Annotated in this window: 16 protein-coding genes; 8 read left to right on the top strand and 8 right to left on the bottom strand. The window is 73.7% G+C overall.

Annotated features, from left to right (window positions below):
* Positions 1-19: 19 nt before the first annotated feature.
* On the bottom strand, positions 20-1,195 hold the full coding sequence (locus tag IF20_RS22435; protein ID WP_110944424.1) for an ROK family transcriptional regulator: 1,176 nt from the start codon (positions 1,193-1,195) through the stop codon (positions 20-22).
* A 56-nt stretch (positions 1,196-1,251) separates the two neighbouring features.
* Here IF20_RS22435 and IF20_RS22440 point away from each other — a divergent pair, with 56 nt between their 5' ends.
* The 3 genes from IF20_RS22440 to IF20_RS22450 all read left to right on the top strand — a co-directional run bounded on the left by IF20_RS22440 (position 1,252) and on the right by IF20_RS22450 (position 3,902).
* Positions 1,252-2,385: a Gfo/Idh/MocA family oxidoreductase gene (locus IF20_RS22440; RefSeq protein WP_052867043.1), complete on the top strand. Its 1,134-nt coding sequence runs from the start codon at positions 1,252-1,254 to the stop codon at positions 2,383-2,385.
* Entirely contained in the window at positions 2,382-2,864 is a 483-nt protein-coding gene (locus IF20_RS22445; protein WP_052867044.1) for a heme-degrading domain-containing protein, read from the top strand. The genes IF20_RS22440 and IF20_RS22445 overlap by 4 nt, the downstream gene beginning before the upstream one ends.
* A gap of 72 nt (positions 2,865-2,936) precedes the next feature.
* Positions 2,937-3,902 (top strand): DUF3048 domain-containing protein, encoded by a 966-nt coding sequence (locus IF20_RS22450; RefSeq protein ID WP_052867045.1) that lies wholly within the window; start codon positions 2,937-2,939, stop codon positions 3,900-3,902.
* A gap of 32 nt (positions 3,903-3,934) precedes the next feature.
* Here IF20_RS22450 and IF20_RS22455 read toward each other — a convergent pair whose 3' ends face one another.
* From IF20_RS22455 to IF20_RS22480, 6 genes are all read right to left on the bottom strand, one after another.
* Positions 3,935-4,444 carry a hypothetical protein gene (locus IF20_RS22455; protein ID WP_234426770.1) on the bottom strand — a complete coding sequence of 170 codons (510 nt, stop codon included), beginning with the start codon at positions 4,442-4,444 and terminating at the stop codon, positions 3,935-3,937.
* A complete protein-coding gene (locus tag IF20_RS22460) occupies positions 4,437-6,233 on the bottom strand; it encodes an alpha/beta hydrolase (protein WP_052867046.1) in 1,797 nt (598 codons plus the stop codon). The genes IF20_RS22455 and IF20_RS22460 overlap by 8 nt, the downstream gene beginning before the upstream one ends.
* 8 nt (positions 6,234-6,241) lie before the next feature.
* Complete coding sequence (locus IF20_RS22465) at positions 6,242-6,658, bottom strand: hypothetical protein (protein ID WP_110944425.1); 417 nt, start codon at positions 6,656-6,658, stop codon at positions 6,242-6,244.
* Between the two features lie 212 nt (positions 6,659-6,870).
* The gene (locus tag IF20_RS22470; RefSeq protein WP_052867047.1) at positions 6,871-7,728 is read right to left on the bottom strand and encodes a fumarylacetoacetate hydrolase family protein; all 858 of its coding nucleotides are present in this window, start codon (positions 7,726-7,728) and stop codon (positions 6,871-6,873) included.
* 142 nt (positions 7,729-7,870) lie between these two features.
* The gene (locus IF20_RS22475) at positions 7,871-8,662 is read right to left on the bottom strand and encodes a YidC/Oxa1 family membrane protein insertase (protein WP_110944426.1); all 792 of its coding nucleotides are present in this window, start codon (positions 8,660-8,662) and stop codon (positions 7,871-7,873) included.
* Between the two features lie 167 nt (positions 8,663-8,829).
* Positions 8,830-9,135, bottom strand: coding sequence for a DUF6412 domain-containing protein (locus IF20_RS22480; RefSeq protein ID WP_052867048.1), 306 nt, complete (start codon positions 9,133-9,135; stop codon positions 8,830-8,832).
* Between the two features lie 134 nt (positions 9,136-9,269).
* Here IF20_RS22480 and IF20_RS22485 point away from each other — a divergent pair, with 134 nt between their 5' ends.
* From IF20_RS22485 to IF20_RS22495, 3 genes are all read left to right on the top strand, one after another.
* Positions 9,270-11,090 carry an AMP-dependent synthetase/ligase gene (locus IF20_RS22485; RefSeq protein ID WP_052867175.1) on the top strand — a complete coding sequence of 607 codons (1,821 nt, stop codon included), beginning with the start codon at positions 9,270-9,272 and terminating at the stop codon, positions 11,088-11,090.
* A 222-nt stretch (positions 11,091-11,312) separates the two neighbouring features.
* Positions 11,313-12,071, top strand: a complete 759-nt coding sequence (locus IF20_RS22490) for a DUF4142 domain-containing protein (protein ID WP_234426771.1) — start codon at positions 11,313-11,315, stop codon at positions 12,069-12,071.
* Positions 12,068-13,624: a DUF1996 domain-containing protein gene (locus tag IF20_RS22495; protein ID WP_052867049.1), complete on the top strand. Its 1,557-nt coding sequence runs from the start codon at positions 12,068-12,070 to the stop codon at positions 13,622-13,624. Before IF20_RS22490 ends, IF20_RS22495 begins: the two co-directional genes overlap by 4 nt.
* Positions 13,625-13,708: 84 nt before the next feature.
* Here IF20_RS22495 and IF20_RS22500 read toward each other — a convergent pair whose 3' ends face one another.
* The gene (locus IF20_RS22500; protein WP_052867050.1) at positions 13,709-14,764 is read right to left on the bottom strand and encodes a PucR family transcriptional regulator; all 1,056 of its coding nucleotides are present in this window, start codon (positions 14,762-14,764) and stop codon (positions 13,709-13,711) included.
* Between the two features lie 257 nt (positions 14,765-15,021).
* On the opposite strand from IF20_RS22500, the gene IF20_RS22505 reads away from it, so the two are divergent.
* Complete coding sequence (locus tag IF20_RS22505) at positions 15,022-15,765, top strand: hypothetical protein (RefSeq protein ID WP_234426772.1); 744 nt, start codon at positions 15,022-15,024, stop codon at positions 15,763-15,765.
* Positions 15,766-15,797: 32 nt separating this feature from the next.
* Positions 15,798-17,342, top strand: coding sequence for an NADH-ubiquinone oxidoreductase-F iron-sulfur binding region domain-containing protein (locus tag IF20_RS22510; protein WP_324605587.1), 1,545 nt, complete (start codon positions 15,798-15,800; stop codon positions 17,340-17,342).
* Positions 17,343-17,503: the final 161 nt, after the last annotated feature.

A 17,503-nucleotide genomic window follows, 5' to 3' on the forward strand; every position in this document is an offset into this window, starting at 1 on the left:
GCCGATCCTCGCACGCCGGTCAGATCACCGGCGGCGGCCCCGCGAACGGGCCCTGCGGCGCGCCGAAGAGAGAGGCCAGGACCAGGTGGGCGGCGCCGAGCGCCACCGCGTCCGGGCCGCCGGGCGCGGCCATGACCGGTACGGAGCGAGCGCCGCCGGAGCCGCGCGCCCGCAGCTGGCCGTCGAGCGAGGCGGCGACCCCGCGTACGTACGTATCGGGGTCGCCCAGCACCGTACGGCCGCCGAGCAGGACCCGGTCGACGTCCAGCAGCTCGACAAGATTGGCGGCGCCGACGCCCAGCACGCGGGCCGCCTCCGCCGGGTCGCCCGCCGCCACCGCGGCCAGGCAGAGCGCCTCGATGCAGCCGCGCTTGCCGCAGCCGCACGGCGGCCCGTCCAGCTGCACCACCTGGTGCCCGAACTCGCCCGCGCCGGTCCTGGCCCCGCGGTGCACGGCCCCGCCGAGCACGAGCCCGGCGCCCAGCCCCGTGCCCAGGTGCAGGTAGCCGAACGAGCCGGCGCCGCGCGCGTGCTGCGCCAGGCCGTGTGCTGCCGCGTTGGTGTCCTTGTCGAGTACGACCGGCAGGCCGAGCTGTTCGGCGAGCGCGGCGCGGAGCGGGTAGCCGTCCCACTGCGGCAGGCCGGTGACCCGGTGCAGGACACCGGTGCGGTGGTCCAGCGGGCCGGGGCAGGCGACGCCCGCGCCGATCACCTGCGCCTCAGGCGCCGCGGCGCGCACCTCGGCGACCTGCGCCGCTGCCGCAGCCAGCACCTCGGGGGCGCCGGCGCCCAGGTCCAGCGGCGCGCGGCGGACCGCGACCGGTTCGCCCGCCAGGTCGGCGAGGACGGTGACGCTCTCGTCCCGGTCCAGGTGCAGCCCGATCGCGTGCCGCGCGCCGGGGACCAGCCGCAGGACCGTACGGGGCTTGCCGCCGGTGGAGGCGCGCCGGCCGGCCTCGGCGGCGAGCCCGTCCTCCCGCAGCCGTGCGGTGATCTTGCTGACCGCCTGCGGGGTGAGCCCGCTGCGCTCGGCCAGCTCCAGCCGGCTGACGCCGCCCTCGCCCGCGGCGCGCAGCAGTTCGAGCAGCACGGCCGCGTTGTGCCCGCGGAGCAGGGGCAGGTTGGCGCCGGACGCGTAGCGGGCCGGTCCGTCGGAAACGGGGCGGCCGGAAGGGGGAGGGTTCTCGCTGCTCACCCCTCCATTGTGGGCATCGCTTGCACTTTGGCAACAGCGTTGCTTAAGTGGGGGTCATGAGCAGCCCGAGCGACTCCACCGGTACCGCATCCCCCGGCAGCCCCCTCCGCGTCGGCCTCATCGGTTACGGCCTGGCCGGCTCCGTCTTCCACGCGCCGATGATCGCCGCGACCGAGGGCCTGGTCCTCGACACGGTCTCCACCTCCAGCGCCGACCGGCAGGCACAGGCCCGCGCCGAGCACCCGCAGGTGCGCACGGTCGGCACGCCCGACGAGGTGCTGGCCCGCGCGGCCGAGCTGGACCTGATCGTCCTCGCCTCCCCCAACAAGACCCACGTCCCGCTCGCCACCGCGGCGCTGGAGGCCGGCCTCCCGGTCGTCGTCGACAAGCCGCTCGCCGCCACCGCCGCCGAGGCCGAGCAGCTCGCCGCCCTGGCCGCCGACCGCGGCCTGCTCCTGTCCGTCTTCCAGAACCGCCGCTGGGACAACGACTTCCTCACCCTGCGCAAGCTGGTCGAGGAGGGTGCCCTCGGCGAGGTGTGGCGCTTCGAGTCGCGGTTCGAGCGCTGGCGGCCCAAGCCCAAGGGCGGCTGGCGCGAGTCCGGCGACCCGGCCGAGATCGGCGGGCTGCTGTACGACCTGGGCAGCCACGTCGCCGACCAGGCCCTCGCCCTCTTCGGCCCGGCCGTCTCGGTGTACGCGGAGTCCGACGTGCGCCGCCCCGGCGCCGAGGCCGACGACGACACCTTCATCGCCCTCACGCACGCGAGCGGCGTCCGCTCCCACCTGTGGGTCAGCGCCACCACCGCGCAGCTCGGCCCGCGCTTCCGGGTGCTCGGCAGCGAGGCCGGTTACGTGAAGTACGGCCTGGACCCGCAGGAGGCGGCGCTGCGCGAGGGCCTGCGGCCCGGCGGCGACGGCGACTGGGGCGTGGAGCCGGAGTCCGCCTGGGGCCGCATCGGCGCCGGGGAGTCCCCGCAGACCGGCGGCGGCGAGCCCGTCCCCACTCTGCCGGGCGACTACCCCGCGTACTACGCCGCCATCGCCGAAGCGCTGCGTACGGGTGGCGAGCCGCCGGTCACCGCCCTGGAGGCGGCCGCCGCGCTGCGTGTCCTGGAGGCCGCGAAGCTCTCGGCCGCCGAGGGCCGCACGGTCCGGATCGAGAACGCCCGCACGGGGGCCGCCCGATGACCGCCGCCGACGACACCCAGGCCCTCGTCGCCACCCTCGAAGAGCAGGAACGCCGCCTGGTCTTCGACCGCTTCGGCAACGACGACGCCTGGGCGCTCGGCACCCTCCTCGTCGAGCTGGCCCGCGAGCGGAACGCTGCCGTGACGGTCGGCATCCGGCGCGGCGCCCAGCGCCTCTTCCACTGCGCGCTGCCCGGCACCAGCGCCGACAACGACGCCTGGCTGGACCGCAAGTGCCGGGTGGTGGAACGGTACGGCGAGGCGTCGTTCCTGGTCGGCGCCCGGTTCCGGGCCAAGGGCCGGACCTTCGAGGACTCCTCCCGCCTCGACCCCGACCGCTATGCCGCGCACGGCGGCGCCTTCCCCGTCCGCCTCCGCGGCACCGGCGTCGTCGGCGCGGTGGCCGTCTCCGGCCTCCCCCAGGCCGACGATCACGCCCTCGTCGTCGAGGCGTTGGAGCAATACCTGCGCCCTGCCTGACGCAAAGCGTGCGCCCCGCCCGGAAATACGGGAAAGCTGTGGGGGAACCGGCGAGAGAGAGGCGGTACCCCCATGGCACTGACGGGCGGGGCGGGCTGGACCGGACCATCGCGGCGCACCGTCCTGGCGACGGGCCTGGCCGCCGGGCTGACGCCGCTGGTGGCGGGGTGCCAGTCGGGCGGGGCCGGGCGGTCACCGTTCACCGGCGAGGACGGCGCGGGCGACAAGGTACTGGCCGTGAAGATCGACAACGTCTCGGCCGCCCGCCCGCAGACCGGCCTGGAGCACGCCGACATCCTCTACACCGAGCAGGTGGAGGCGGGCCTGTCCCGCATACTGGCCGTCTTCGCCGCCCACCTCCCCGACCGGGTGGGCCCGGTCCGCAGCGCCCGCGAGTCCGACCTCGAACTGCTCCGCCAGTTCGGCCATCCCGCGCTGGCCTACTCCGGCGCGCAGGCCAAGCTCCGCCCCACCCTGGAGTCGGCGCCGATCGACGCCCTGCCGCCGGGCAAGGCGCCCGACGCGTACGTCCGCAGCCCGGACCGCGCCGCGCCGCACAACCTCTACCTCCGCCCGGCCCGCGCCCTGGAAGCCGCCCCCGGCGCCTCGGCCCCGGCCGACATCGGCTTCCGCTTCGGCTCCGCGCCCGCCGGCGGCACCCGCACGAGCGAGCAGGACGTCCACTACCCGGCGGCCCGTTTCGCCTTCACCTGGTCCGAATCCCGGAACCGCTGGCTGGTCTCGATGGACGGGACGCCCTTCCGCACCACCGGGGGCGGCCAACTCGGCGTCGCCACGGTGATCGTCCAGTACGTGACCGTCCGCTCCTCCCGCCTCCACGACAAGTGGGGCAGCGTCACCCCCTACACGGAGACCGTCGGCTCGGGCGACGCCCTCGTCCTCCGCAACGGCAAGAAATACGAGGCCCACTGGTCCCGCCCCGCCGCGGACGGCGGCACCACCTTCACCACCCCCGACGGCAACCACCTCCCCTTCCCCAAGGGCCCGGCCTGGGTGGCCCTGACCCCGAAGAGCTGACGGCTACCGGACACTCGTCACCGCGGGCGCGCTCAATCGGCCTGCTTCTTGAAGCAGGCCGATTCGACGGTGACCTCCAGCAGTGAAGTCTTGCCGCTGCGCTTGCTCTCGTCGTGCAGCCTGATGTCCACGGAGAAATCGCCCCCCTTGTGGTTCGCAATAATCTGCGGCGCTTTCGAGGGACTGCCATCGGGACCGTCCTTCACGATTTTCCAGCCGTGACCGGGAAGACCGTCCCTCAATCGACCGAATGCCTTCTTCAGCTCCTCGAACGGGAGGCCGTAGAGGCTCCAAGGGTGGTGCGCCCGGTATACCTTCTCCGAGGAGTACCCCGCACACGGCATCGCGAATGCACCCGACTCCGTCACCTTCCCCTTCACGCCGGCGAGATCCAGGATCTCACTGGACGCCTTTTCCGTCTCGTCAGCAACCTTGTCGGAACTGCGCACTCGCAGATCATCTTCATTCATATTTTTCGAGCATCCCGCCAAGAGAACGCACGCCAGCACGACATGCACCGCCATGAAACTTCGCTTAGTCATGCACCACCTGATCGTATTTGCCGGTGACAACTGCGGCCTGATTCCGCAGACTGGTCGAGCCCTGGTCCCAGAACGCCCCGTGACTCCCTGCGTCACTCTTCATGATGTTTCCACCGAACTCGGGGTCGGTGGGAATGTTTCCGTCACCTCCCAGGCCGACGAGATCGCCTCCCTTTCGCACACCCCAGTCGTCCCAATTGCCCCCCATCGCCCACATGTGCTTGGGGTCGATGTTGAGGTCGGAAGCCTTGGCCGCCTGCATCCCCGGGCTACCCGCCACCATGACGTCGTCCATAGGAAGAGATGTGCCGCCCTTGACGGAGATTTTCGCCGTATCACCGATGAGCGTGCTGCCGTAGCTGTGCCCCATGACAGTGGTGTGGCCGGCACTCCCGGTCGCGTACTCGTGGGCCGTTCTGCTGCCTTCGAGAAATTCGTGCAGGCCGGGAGCACCCCGGCGGGCGTACGAGTCGCTCGTGGCCTCCGGAATGGTGTCCGGAGCGTCATAGTCCATCCAGGTGATGGTGGACACTTTCTCGCCCGGAGCCATCTTGCTGCTCTCGCCCCACAAGTACTCACTGCGGTGCAGGTCTGAGGGCGTTTCGCCGACGTCGTCACCGATGGTCGAGATATCCGTCGTGGTGCCAGGGACATAGATGGCCGTGTGGTCAGCCGTATCGGGATTCCCATTGGCCAGGATAACTTTTCCGTTGCCTCTGCCATCCGGATCAAAACCCAAGAGGTACGCCTCAGGCAGACCGCGCTCGCCCGTCCGGTCGAAGCGGTCCTGGATGGCCTGCATGCCGTGCACCCTCCCCGCCACCCGCTCCTTCTCCTCGTTCCACTCCTTCCACTGCGTGTTGACCCGCCGGGCGCCGTGCACCCCTGAATACGAGTACTTCGCAGGCTCTCTGGCGAGGATGGCGTCCAACTGGGTCTGGTACTGGCCCTGCTTCTCGGAAAGCACCGCGCGATTGGCCTCGTCGCGGACGTCGGCCGGGAGGCCGTCCAGTGCGCCGACGCTCGCGGGGTGCATGGAGACGTAGGCGGCCTTCTCGTCGTCGGAAAGGCCGTTCCACCACTTCGCGTTGCTCTCCGGGTCATTACCCTTCGGTGGCGCCTTGATGTCGTCCAGGTAGTGCTCGGCCCCCTTGAGAGCGCTGCGGGTGTCCTTCTGTACGTCCGCCCAGTCCTTGGCGGAGACGGTCAGGTCGTCGTCGGCCTTCAGCTTGCGGAGCTTCGGGGCCCACTTCTCATCGGTCTCCGTCGCCTCCTTGAGAGCAGCGGCGATACGGTCGGCATACGCCTGCGCGCGGGCGTAGTTCGGGTTGGGGTCGAAGCCGGCGGCCTGGCGATTGACTCCCTGCGCCGTCTTGTCCGTCGTGCCCCGGGCCGTCCCACCGTGCGGCGTCTTGCCGTCCTGCTTCTCGCCTCCCGCCGGGTAGGTGACCGAGCCGTCGTTCTCCACCGTGAATTTCTCGGCCTCGGCGTCCGCCACCGCCGCGTCGAGTTTCTTCTTGGCCGCTTGCAGGTCCGCGGCAAGTGCGCGGAGCGACGTGCTGATGACTCCGCATTCCACCTGGCTGTAGTGGAAGTTCTCCGCGAGCTTCTGGAGTTGTTCGACCGCCGCGGTCACGGCCGCGCCGTCCAGCGACTGCCGCATCTTGACGGCGATCCGCTGCTCGATGGCGTCCTTGGCGCTGCTCGCCATGTCGCTCGCTGCTTGGTATCCCCTGGCGGCGTCCTCGAACTCGGACGTCTTGAGATGTTTGAGCGTCGGGTAGTCCACGGCTCGGTTCACTTCCCCCGGTACCGGCCACCACCGACGGCGTCGGTGTCGTCGTACCGGTGGGACAGAGCGTCGAACGAGCTCTTGACCGAGTCGTCGTTCTTGTCGAGGTGGTCACCGGCATTTTCCAGCCGGTCCTGGAGCGTGCGGCACCGACCGCTGACGTCTTCCAAATAGCGCTTCCAGGAGTGGTACAGCTCCCGCTGCGCCGCCCCGCACTCCACACCGCTGCCGCCGGTGTCGGAGCCCGCGCCCAGGCCTTTCTGCTCCCGTTCCATGCGGGCCAGCGCCTTTTTGATGTCCCCGCTGAGCGCCAGGACGTCGCGCCCGGCCTTTGTCCACGCGGACTTCTTGGACTTCAGGCCGCCCCCGGCACCCTCCGAAGCGGTACTCCAGCCGCCCCCGTCGGCGCCGGCGAGCTGCATCTCGCCGCCTCCGGAGGCCTGTTGCTTTAGCGCGGCCCACTCTTCGTCCCAGGACACCCTGCCCCCCGATGCATCACTCTGTTGATCAGAGATGGATTTTAGGGGGCAGGGCCAAGAGAAACATGAGTACGTCAGCTCAGCACTCATACCGAGTGACTCGGCTCGACCTTCCCCACGAAACCGGTCGGGTCGGGCCGCCGCGGTCGGCAGGCTCAGGCGTTCTTCAGTTCCTGTCGTTGTCGGCCCAGGCCGTCGATTTCCAGCTCGACCACGTCGCCGGCGCGGAGGTAGGGCTTGGGGTCGGGGTGGCCCATGGCGACGCCGGCCGGGGTGCCGGTGTTGATGATGTCGCCGGGGTGGAGGGTCATGAAGTGGCTGAGGTAGCGGACCACTTCGGCGACCGGGAAGATCTGCTCGGCCGTGGTGCCGTCCTGCTTCAGCTCGCCGTTGACCCAGAGGCGGACGCCGAGGGCCTGCGGGTCGGGGACCTCGTCGGCGGTGACCAGCCAGGGGCCCAGCGGGTTGAACGTCTCGCAGTTCTTGCCCTTGTCCCACTGGCCGCCGCGTTCGATCTGGAACTCCCGCTCCGAGACGTCGTGGGCGATGGTGTAGCCCGCGACGGCGGCGAGGGCCTGCTCGTCGCTGTCCAGGTAGCGGGCCGTACGGCCGATGACGACGGCCAGTTCGACCTCCCAGTCGGTCTTCACGCTGCCGCGCGGGACGAGCACGGTGTCGTCCGGGCCGACCACCGTGTCGGGGGCCTTCATGAAGACGATCGGCTCGGCGGGGATGGCCGCCCCGGTCTCCCGGGCGTGGTCGTGGTAGTTCAGCCCGATGCACACGACCTTGCCGATGCGGGCGAGCGGTGCGCCCGTGCGCAGTCCGGCCGGGTCCAGTGCGGGCAGCGCGCCGGAGGTGGCCGCCTCCCGGATGCGGGTCAGCGCGGTCTCGTCGGCGAGCAGTGACCCGTCGATGTCCGGCACCAGTTCCGACAGGTCACGCAGGGTTCCCGACTCGTCGAGCAGCGCCGGGCGTTCCGCCCCCACCGGTCCGACACGCAGCAGCTTCATCGATTCAACTCCCGTGGTCGTGTGCGAAGGGTCGGCCCGGGAGGGTCTCCCGGGCCGGCCGATGGGTGCGGCCATCGAGCGATTCGGATGATCGTCCAAGAATGAGGTCCCGCCCGCAAGACCCCGTTCACGTACTGGACCTTTACTCGGCAGTAGTGGGGGCGGACTCGGCGCCGGTGACCGGCCGGCCGACCCCGGCGGCCGGCGCCCGGTCGCGCGTCAGCGGCTCCCGGTCGCGCGTCAGCAGCGCCCGCTCGCACACCGTCCAGGCCGTGGACGTGACGACGTAGAGGCCCGCGGCCAGCGGGACGACGGCCACCGTGATCAGGGTGGCGAAGGACAGCAGCGGCGCCAGCTTGGTCACCGCGGCCATGCCGGGCACCGGCTCCTCCGTGGCGGCGGACCGGGCCGCCGCCGTCGCCCGGCGCGTCCGCCGGTAGTTCACCGTCGCCACCGCCGCGACCAGCGCGAAGAGGGCCGCGTACACCAGACCGTGCGGACCGAACGGGCCGCCGTCGGCGAGCGCGTCGGCCCAGCGGCCGCCGAGCGGGGCGCCCAGCAGCCGCTCGCCCAGCAGCCCGGAGCGGGGCGAGGTGAAGAGGTGGTACATCAGGAAGAAGACCGGCAGCTGGAGCAGCATGGGCAGGCAGCCGGCCAGCGGTGAGGAGCCCGCGGTCCGGTAGAGGTCCGCCAGCTCGCGCTGCATCCGCTCGGGGTCCTTGGCGTGCCGGCGGCGTATCTCGGCCATCTGCGGAGCGAGCGCTGCCCGGGACTTCTCTCCCCGTACGGCGGCCCGGGCGAGCGGGTGCAGGGCGGTGCGCACGGCGAGGGTGCACAGGACGATGGCGGCGGCGGTCGCCGAGGCGCCGAAGAGCGGGGCGAGGACGTCGGCGAGGTGGCCGAGCGCGGCGCCGAGCGTGGCGAAGACGGACATGGGTGAGCCCTCCGTGGGTCTCGTCGACATGCCGGGAAGGCACGTCGGAATGCCGGGAAGAAGCGAGCGGTTCTCGGCGTGACGAGCCACGCGGGCAGGCCCGTGGACGCGCGGGAGCGCGGACGGGCCCCGTGCGGGGCGAGGAGGAGCAGCGCCTCCGGGGGCGCCTACGCGGCCGTCGGGAGACGGCGACCCGGTGCCCTCGGCCGCGGCCGGCCGGCGGCGTCGGGGTCACGCTGCGGCAGGAAGGCCGTACGGCGTTCCCGGTCCCGGATGGCGGTGCGCACCCGGTGCGGCGGATCGGGGCGGGCCAGCGTCGCGACGAGCACGGCGCGGCTGAGGAGGAGGACGGCGGCGGTGGTCGCGGCCGCGGTCAGCGCCGTGGCCAGCCCGCTCTGCGCGAGCAGCACACCGGCGAGCAGGAACAGGAGCGCGCCGACGTACAGCCGCCAGGCATCGGCGATGCGGTACACGCGTGTCTCCTCTCCCGCTCGCATTTGTCCTCTTCCGCTCAAGAGTAACCACAGATCTGTGCAGTCAGGGTCACCAGCGGGTAACTTGCCCGCTGCCACCGGTCATTTCGTCCGGGGTGGAACGGGGAGGTGTGGTGCGCGAGATCAGCACTCCCGCCCTGGTGACCACGGCCCGTACGGGCGGCCTCGCCGACTCCGTCCACGAACTCGCCGAGCGGGTGCCCGCCCTCCCGGTGATCGCCCGGCGGGACCCCGCGGCGCCCGGCCGCTGGCGGCAGGTGACCGCCGCCGCCTTCCGGACCGAGGTGATGGCCCTGGCCAAGGGGCTGCTCGCGGACGGCGTGCGGCCCGGCGACCGGGTCGCGGTGATGTCGCGCACCCGCTACGAGTGGACGTTGGTCAGCTATGCGGTGTGGTCGATCGGCGCGCACCTCGTACCGGTCTACCCCACCTCCTCCACCGAGCAGCTGCACGCGCTGCTGGCCGCCAGCCGGGCCGAGACCGTCGTCATCGAGAACGAGCAGCACGCCATGACCGTGGCGTCGGCCTGCGACGCGCAGGTCCGGCTGCGCCGCGTCTGGCAGCTGGACCAGGACTGCGTCGGCCGGCTCGGCGCGCTCGGCGCCCACCTCGCCGACGAGGACGTGCACCGGCTCCGCCGGGCCGTCGTCCCGCGGGACACCGCGGCCGTCGTCCAGACCTCCGGCACCACCGGGCGGCCCCGCGGCTGCGTGCTCACCCACGGCAACCTCGCCGCCGAGTCGGACACGCTGCTGGCGGGCTGGGGCCGGCTCACCGGACCGCCCGGCGAACAGCCGGCGATCCTGGCGTTCCTGCCGCTCGCGCACAGCTACGGGCTGATGGTCCAGGTCGCCTGCCTGCGCGGCGGCATCCTGCTGGGCCACGAACCGGAGGTGACGCCGCAGGCCCTGCTGCCCGCGCTCGCCTCCTTCCGGCCCACCTTCCTCTTCGGCGTCCCCTACGTCTTCGAGAAGATCTACGACACCGCGCGCCGGGTCGCCGAGGAGAACGGCCGGCTGCGCCTGTTCGAGGCCGCGGCGGACACCGCGCTCGCGTACGTACGCGCCGTGGAGCGCCAGGAACGCGGCCGCGGGCACGGTCCGGGGCCTGCTCTGCGCGCCCGCCACGCGCTGTACGAGCGGCTGGTGTACGGGCGGATCCGCGGTGTGCTGGGTGGCCGGGTGCGCACCGCCGTCTCGGGCGGCTCGCCGCTCCGCGCGGACCTCGGACGAATCTTCGCCGGCGCCGGGCTGACCATCTACGACGGGTACGGGCTCACCGAGACCAGCGGCGCGGTGACGGCACACCCGCCGGGCCGGGTGCGGTTCGGCACGGTCGGGCGGCCGCTGCCGGGCTGTGCGGTACGGATCGCCGAGGACGGCGAGGTGTGGGTGCGCGGGGACGTGGTGTGCACCGGGTACGTCGACGAGCGGGGCAGCGCGCCGCACGACGGCTGGCTGGCCACCGGCGACCTCGGGCTGCTGGACGAGGACGGCCACCTCGTGATCACCGGCCGCAAGAAGGACATCATCATCACCAGCGGCGGCAAGAGCGTCGCGCCGCAGCGGCTGGAGGAGCGGATCCGGTCCCATCCGCTGGTCTCGCAGTGCCTGGTGGTCGGCGACAACCGGCCCTACGTCGCGGCGCTGATCACCCTGGACCCCGATGCGCTGGAGCACTGGCGGCGCTACCGCGGCGGGTACCAGCACGCGCGGCCCGGCGACCCGCCGGAGGAGGGGGTGCGGGCGGCGGTGCAGCGGGCGGTGGCGGTCGCCAACGCCTCGGTCTCGCGCGCCGAGTCGATCCGCGCGTTCCGCATCCTGCCCGGCGAGTTCAGCGTCGCCGACGGGCTGCTGACGCCGTCGCTGAAGCTGCGCCGGAAGGCGATCGAGACGGCGTACGCGGCGGAGATCGACGCGCTGTACACCCGCTGAGCGGCGCCCGCGTGCGGGTCGGGACCGATGTGCGGGGCAGGGCCGGTGCGCGGATCCGGGCCGGTGTGCGGGGCCGGACGGGGCGCACGGGCCCCGCCGCACCGTAGCAGCGCCCGCGCCGCTCCGGCCGTTTCTTGTCCGGGCGTGAGGACCCCGCGTTCCGCCGCCCGCTGCCGGCCTAGCGTCCCAGTCGTCCCCGCCGGACCGACCGGGAGGTGTCGTGTGCGTTCCCTCGCAGGCCTGTCGTCCCCCGAACGCCCCGCCGACGCGCGGGCGCTCGCCACCGGGCTGATCGTCGCCGCCCTCGCGGCCACGTTCGTCGCCCTGCTGCTGCCCGTCCAGCTCTTCGGCCAGAACACCTCGGTGGCCGCCGCCGCGGCCGGCTGGGAGGACGACGGCGGCGGCACCGTCCGCACCCCGTACGGCCCGTTGACGCCTCTGGACCGGGACTTCGTGCGCAAGGTACGGCTCGCCGGGCTGTGGGAGCTGCCCGCGGGGCGCCAGGCGCGGGAACGCGGCACGCGCAAGGCCGTACGGACCGCGGGCGACCACCTCGTGGCCGGCCACACCGAGCTGGACCGGCGCTCCGTACAGGCCGCCCGTGACCTGGGCATGGCGCTGCCGGACGAGCCCACGGCGCAGCAGCAGGGCTGGCTCGGCCAGTTGGACGCGGCCCACGGCCAGGAGTTCGACCGGCGCTTCGCCCAGCTGCTGCGCCGCGCGCACGGCAAGGTCTTCGGGCTCGTGGCGCTCGTCCGGGCGCAGAGCCGCAACACGGTGGTGCGACGGCTGGCCACTCGTACGAATGCGGTCGTCCTGGACCACATCACGGTCCTGGAAGGTACCGGCCTGGTCGACTTCGGCAACCTGGCGGCGGCCCGGCCCCGGCAGCCGTACGTTTCCCCGAACACGCGGCCGCACCCCCACCTCACTCTGCTCAGCACTTCCCACCACTCCCCACGAAGTGAAGTGATCGCATGACTCCACAGGCCCATAAACGCTCGCGCCTGACCACCCGGCTGGTGGTCGCGGCCGCCGCGCTGCTGCTGGGCGGCGGCGGAACCGCGCTGATCGCCGCCGGCGCCTCGGCGGACGGGGCGGGCCAGGACGGCCCGGGGCAGCGCGGCGGCCCGGTGGCCGCGGCCGCCACCGTGTCCTGCCCGGACGTCGGCGACCGGCTGCGGCAGGTGCCGCGGGGTGCGCGGCTCCCGGTGTCGCGCGGGCTCGCGGCGCTGGACCGCCAGGTGGCGACGGCGTACGAGAAGATGACGACGGGCGGCAGCGGCACGGACACCGTGCTGCGGCAGCTGCGGCAGCAGCGGGAGAAGACGATCGGGGCGATGGCCGACGCGATCGGCAGGTCGGCGCCCCGCCCCGACGCGCTGCTGAACATGAGCGGCTGCCGGATGAAGCCCACCGGCCGGCCGATATCGGTCGGCGGACCGGGCCAGGACCAGAGCCAGGCGCCGGACCAGGGCCAGGGGCAGGAACAGGGCCAGGGGCAGGAACAGGGCCAGGGGCAGGAACAGAGCCAAGGCCAGGGTCAGGACGGGGGGCAGGCGAACGACGGCGGCCAGGGCGGCAACGGCGGTCGAGGCCAGGGTGCCAACGGTCAGGACGGCGGCGGGCAGCAGCAGGGCGGCGGGCAGCTGCCGCCGGTCGGCGGTCCCTCGCCCGACGACTTCGCCGACATCCGCTCCCAGCAGCCCAACGCCCAGCAGCCGCCGCAAGGCGACGGGGCGTCCACCGGCACCTTCGTCTCGGAGTGCGGCACCAACAAGGAGGGCCACTTCAACTCCGACAACGTCATCGTCACACCCGGCGTCAGCAACGGCGCGCACCACACCCACGACTACGTCGGCAACGACTCCACCGACGCCTTCTCCACCGACCAGAGCCTGGCCGCCGCCGGCACCACCTGCGGCAACGGCGACCTGTCCACGTACTACTGGCCGGTGCTGCGCGCCCTGGACGGCACCTCCGAGCACAAGCCGGGCGCGGGCCACGACGGCAACGTGGGCTCCGTCCTCACCCCGTCCTCGGTGAAGCTCACCTACAGCGGCAGCCAGGACGGCGACGTGACCGCGATGCCGCGCTTCCTGCGCATCATCACCGGCGACGCCAAGGCGTTCACCAACGGCCCGGCCAACGCCAACGCCTCCTGGAGCTGCACGGGCTTCGAGGACCGGCAGCTGAAGGACAAGTACCCGATCTGCCCGAACGGGTCCGACGTGGTGCGCACCTTCAACTTCCAGAGCTGCTGGGACGGGCAGAACACCGACAGCGCCAACCACCGTACGCACGTGGCGTTCGCGCAGCAGGACGGCTCCTGCCCGGCCGGCTTCCGCGCCATTCCGCAGCTGCAGGAGAAGATCACCTACGACGTGCCGAACGGGCAGCAGTTCGCGGTGGACAGCTTCCCCGAACAGCTGCACAAGCCGGTCACCGACCACGGCGACTTCATCAACGTCATGCCGGACCGGCTGATGGCCAAGGCCGTCCGGTGCATCAACAGCGGTCGCGACTGCCGCTGAGCCCCCGCAGTGGTCCCGGGCCCGCGCGGTCCGGGGCCACCGTACGGACGCCGCCCGCCGGGAACGCCCCGGCGGGCGGCGGACTCAGAGCCCGTTCACCCGCGCCTCCCTCGCGATCCCCAGGGCCCGGACGCCGGTCACCGCACCGGACCGGCGCCCCGGCCGGGAGCGAAACCGCCGCACCCAGGCCAGCAGCCGGCGGCTGCGCAGTGCCATCTCCAGCTCGAAGCGGGTACGCGGGTCGCGCAGCGCGGGACCGAAGAGCTTCTCTATCTGCCGCAGGCGGTACCGCACCGTCTGCGGATGCACCTGGAGCACCTTGGCCGCCTCCGGCGCGCCACCGCCCTCCAGCCAGGCCAGCAACGTCTCTTCGAGGCGCTCGCTCTGCCGGGGCGTCAGCTCCTCCAGCGGACCGAGCCAGCGTGCGGTCAGCGCCCTGATCAGGGACTCGTCCTGCAGGAGCAGCAGCGTCGAGAGATGGTCGTCGACGAAGGCCGGGCGGATGTCGGGGCCGCCGCGCCCCGGCCCGAGGGACAGCAGCGCACGCGCCCAGCGCAGCGAGGACGCCGCGTCGTCGGCGGGTACGGCATGGCCGACCGCCGCCGCGCGGCCCTTGAGCGCGGCCTCCAGCCGGGCCCGGGTCTGCCGGTCCGGGTCCGGCACCAGGAGGCAGGTGGCGCCGTCGACGGTGCCGACGAGCGCGTCCCCCAGCGCCGCGGCCAGCTGCGGCGCCTCGGCGGCGGAGCCCAGGACGACGGCCCGCAGGGAGGCCGGTACGGGCCAGCCGGCGCACCGGGCGGGTTCGGCCAGCGCGGCGGCCGGCAGCGGGTGCGGCCCGGCGAGCGCGCCGAAGAGGACCTGCCGGGCGCGGGAGACCGGCATCGGCGTGACGACGAGTCCGGCCGGGCGGTGTTCGCGCTCCGTCCTTTCCTGATAACCGAGCGAGGTCAACAGGGCCTGTTCCATGGCCCATTGTGCTTCCCCTTCCTTCGGTGCTTCCGCGAGAAGGGCGGAAAAGGCGGGAAAAGCGATGCGCAGCTCTTCCACCATCTTCTCGGCGAGCGACGGGAGTTCCTTTCGCAGAACCCGGGTCCACTCGCCTCGGGGGCGTGACCAGATGCGGTTCAGGAGTTCACACATCGCTACCTCGTTCCTGCCGTTGGGGGCGGCTGGGATACGGCCGTCGTGCCTGAGGGGCAGTGCCTGAGTCGGCATCATCCGCACCGGCGCGTACGACGGCGATGCCGGTGCAGGAATTTGTCACAGCGCGCTAAAGGCCCGGAAGTCCCCGGACACGTCGGCGATGCTGCCGGACACATCGCCGAGGGAACGTACGGCAATTCACCGCCCTTTCCGGGGCGTTGTGCATCCTTCCGCTCGATTTCCGTGGAGGCCCGATGTCCGCGCCAGCACCGCGCACCCGCCGCCGCTCGCCTTCCGCTCCCGGCACCGGGAGACGGCTTCCGCTGCGCCCCGCGCTGCCCGCCGCGCTGCTGCTCTTCCTCGCCGTCCTCGCCCGCTCCGGCGCCGCGGGACGGGCCGCCGACTTCCTGGACTTCGGCGCCGGGGTGCTCGCCCTGGTCGCGCTGACCGGCACGGTGGTGTGGGGGCTGGCCGCCACCGACCGGCGGGTGCTGTCCTCCGGGCACCGGCTGTTGGCGCAGGCCGTGCACCGCGGCACCGGCGTGGCGGGCCTCGGCTTCCTGGCGCTGCACATCGGGGTGAAGGTGGCCCGCGGCCAGACCACGGGCCGGGCCGCCGCGCTGCCCTTCGCCGACGGGGTCCGGCCGGCGCTCATCGGCCTGGGCACGCTGGCCGCCTACGGGTTCCTCGCGGTGGCGGTGACCGGCGCGGCACGCACCGCCTTCACCGGCCGGGCCGCGGCCCGCTGGTGGCGCGCGCTGCACATGGCTGCGTACCTCGCCTGGGGCACGGCGCTCGTGCACGGCCTGCGCGCGGGCCGCCCGGCCGCCGGCTGGGTCACCGCCGGATACGCCGCGTGCGTGGCGGCCGCGGCCCTGGTCCTCGCGTACCGGCTGCGCCCCGCCGGCCCCGGCGGAGGGCGGTCCGGCGCCCTGGCCGACCGCGGCGCCGCGACGGCTGGTCGCGCGGTTCCCCGCGCCCCTGAGGGGCGCCCATGAGGGCGCCGACAAGGGGCACCGGGAGTGCCGACGTGCGGCTCCGCCAGGGAGGCGCGACCAGCCACGACGGTGGTGCACCCGTCATCGGCGCCGCGGCCCCGCCCCCGTGGCCGCCCCGGCTGCTCGCGGGGGTGACCACCCCGCACGGCGCCGCCCGGCTCGACCGCGTGGCGCACCTGACCGTGCACGGCACCGCGCCCGTGCTCTCCGCCGGCGAACTGGTGGCGCTCGCCGAGAACATCGGGCTGCGCGGCCGCGGCGGCGCCGGCTTCCCCTTCGCCCGCAAGGTCACCGCCGTACGGGAAGCGCTGCGCCGCTCGGGCGGCCCGGCCGCCGTGGTCGTCAACGGCACCGAGGGCGAGCCGGGCTGCCTGAAGGACACCGCGCTGCTGCTCCACGCGCCCCACCTGGTGCTGGACGGCGCGCTGCTGGCCGCGCACGCGCTCGGCGCGCAGGAGGTCGCCGTCGGGGTGACCCGCGCCGACGTGGCGGACTCTGTCGGCCGGGCGCTCGCCGAACGCGGCCCCATGTCGCTCCGGTCACGCGTGGCCCGGTTGCCGGAGCGGTTCGTCGGCGGCGAGGGCTCGGCGCTCGTCGACGGCCTCGACGGCGGCCCGGGGCTGCCCTCCGGGCGCAAGGTCCGCTCCAGCGAGCGCGGCCTCGGCGGGCTGCCCACCCTGCTGTCCAACACCGAGACGTACGCGCAGCTCGCGGTCGCCGCCCGGCTGGGCGCGCTCGGCCACCGCGCCACCGGCGTCCCCGACGAGCCCGGCACCCTCCTGCTGACCGTCGCCGGCCGCCACGTCCTGGAAGCCCCCACCGGCGCGCCCCTCGCCCAGGTGCTGGCGCACTGCGGCACCGGTCCGGGCCAGGGCGTCCTGATCGGCGGCTACCACGGCACGTTCCTCGCCCCGGCCGCGGCGCGCACCGTCACCCTGGACCGCGCCGCGCTCGCCGCGCACGGTGCCGTCCTGGGCGCGGGCGCCCTCCTCCCGCTGCCCGCCGGCACCTGCCCGGCCGGGGAGTGCGCGGCGGTGGCGCGCTGGCTGGCCGGGGAGTCGGCCGGCCAGTGCGGCCCGTGCGTGCTCGGCCTGCCCGCGCTCGCCGACGCGCTGGCGGCGGTGGTGCGGGGCGGCGGCGCGCGGGCCCTGGCCGCCGTACGGACCAGGGCCCGGGCGGTGGAGCGGCGCGGCGCGTGCGGCCATCCCGACGGCACCGCCCGGTTCGTCGCCTCCGCGCTGGCCGCCTTCCCCGAGGAGTTCGCCGCGCACGCGCACGGCGGCGGCTGCGGTCGTCCGGTCCTGGGCGCGCTGCCGCTGCCCGTGGGCGCGGCGCCGCCCGCCGCCGCGTCCCCCGTGCGCGCGGCCGCGCCCGCCGCGCAGCTGGTCGTGGACTGGACGCTCTGCCGGGGCCACGGGCTCTGCGCCGATCTCGCGCCCGGCGTCGTCCGCCTCGGCCCGGACGGCTATCCGCAGCAGGCCGCCATGGCGCTGCCCGCCCGGATGCGGCGCCGCGCCCAGCTCGCGGTCCGCCGCTGCCCGGCCCTGGCCCTGCGCGTCCGGCCCGCCGCCGAGTGACCCCGAACGGGCGTGCGCCGATCCGGCTGCGTCTCCGTACTGCCCGTAGCGCAACGCCTTTTGTCGTGAAGTGACAACTTTCGCGGGCGTTGAACGGCGGCCCCACCGCCTCCCGTATCCCGGTCCGTATCCCCGTCCCGACGGCACCTCCGCCGCCCCCA

The organism is Streptomyces niger, assembly GCF_000718305.1.
Taxonomy (GTDB): domain Bacteria; phylum Actinomycetota; class Actinomycetes; order Streptomycetales; family Streptomycetaceae; genus Streptomyces; species Streptomyces niger.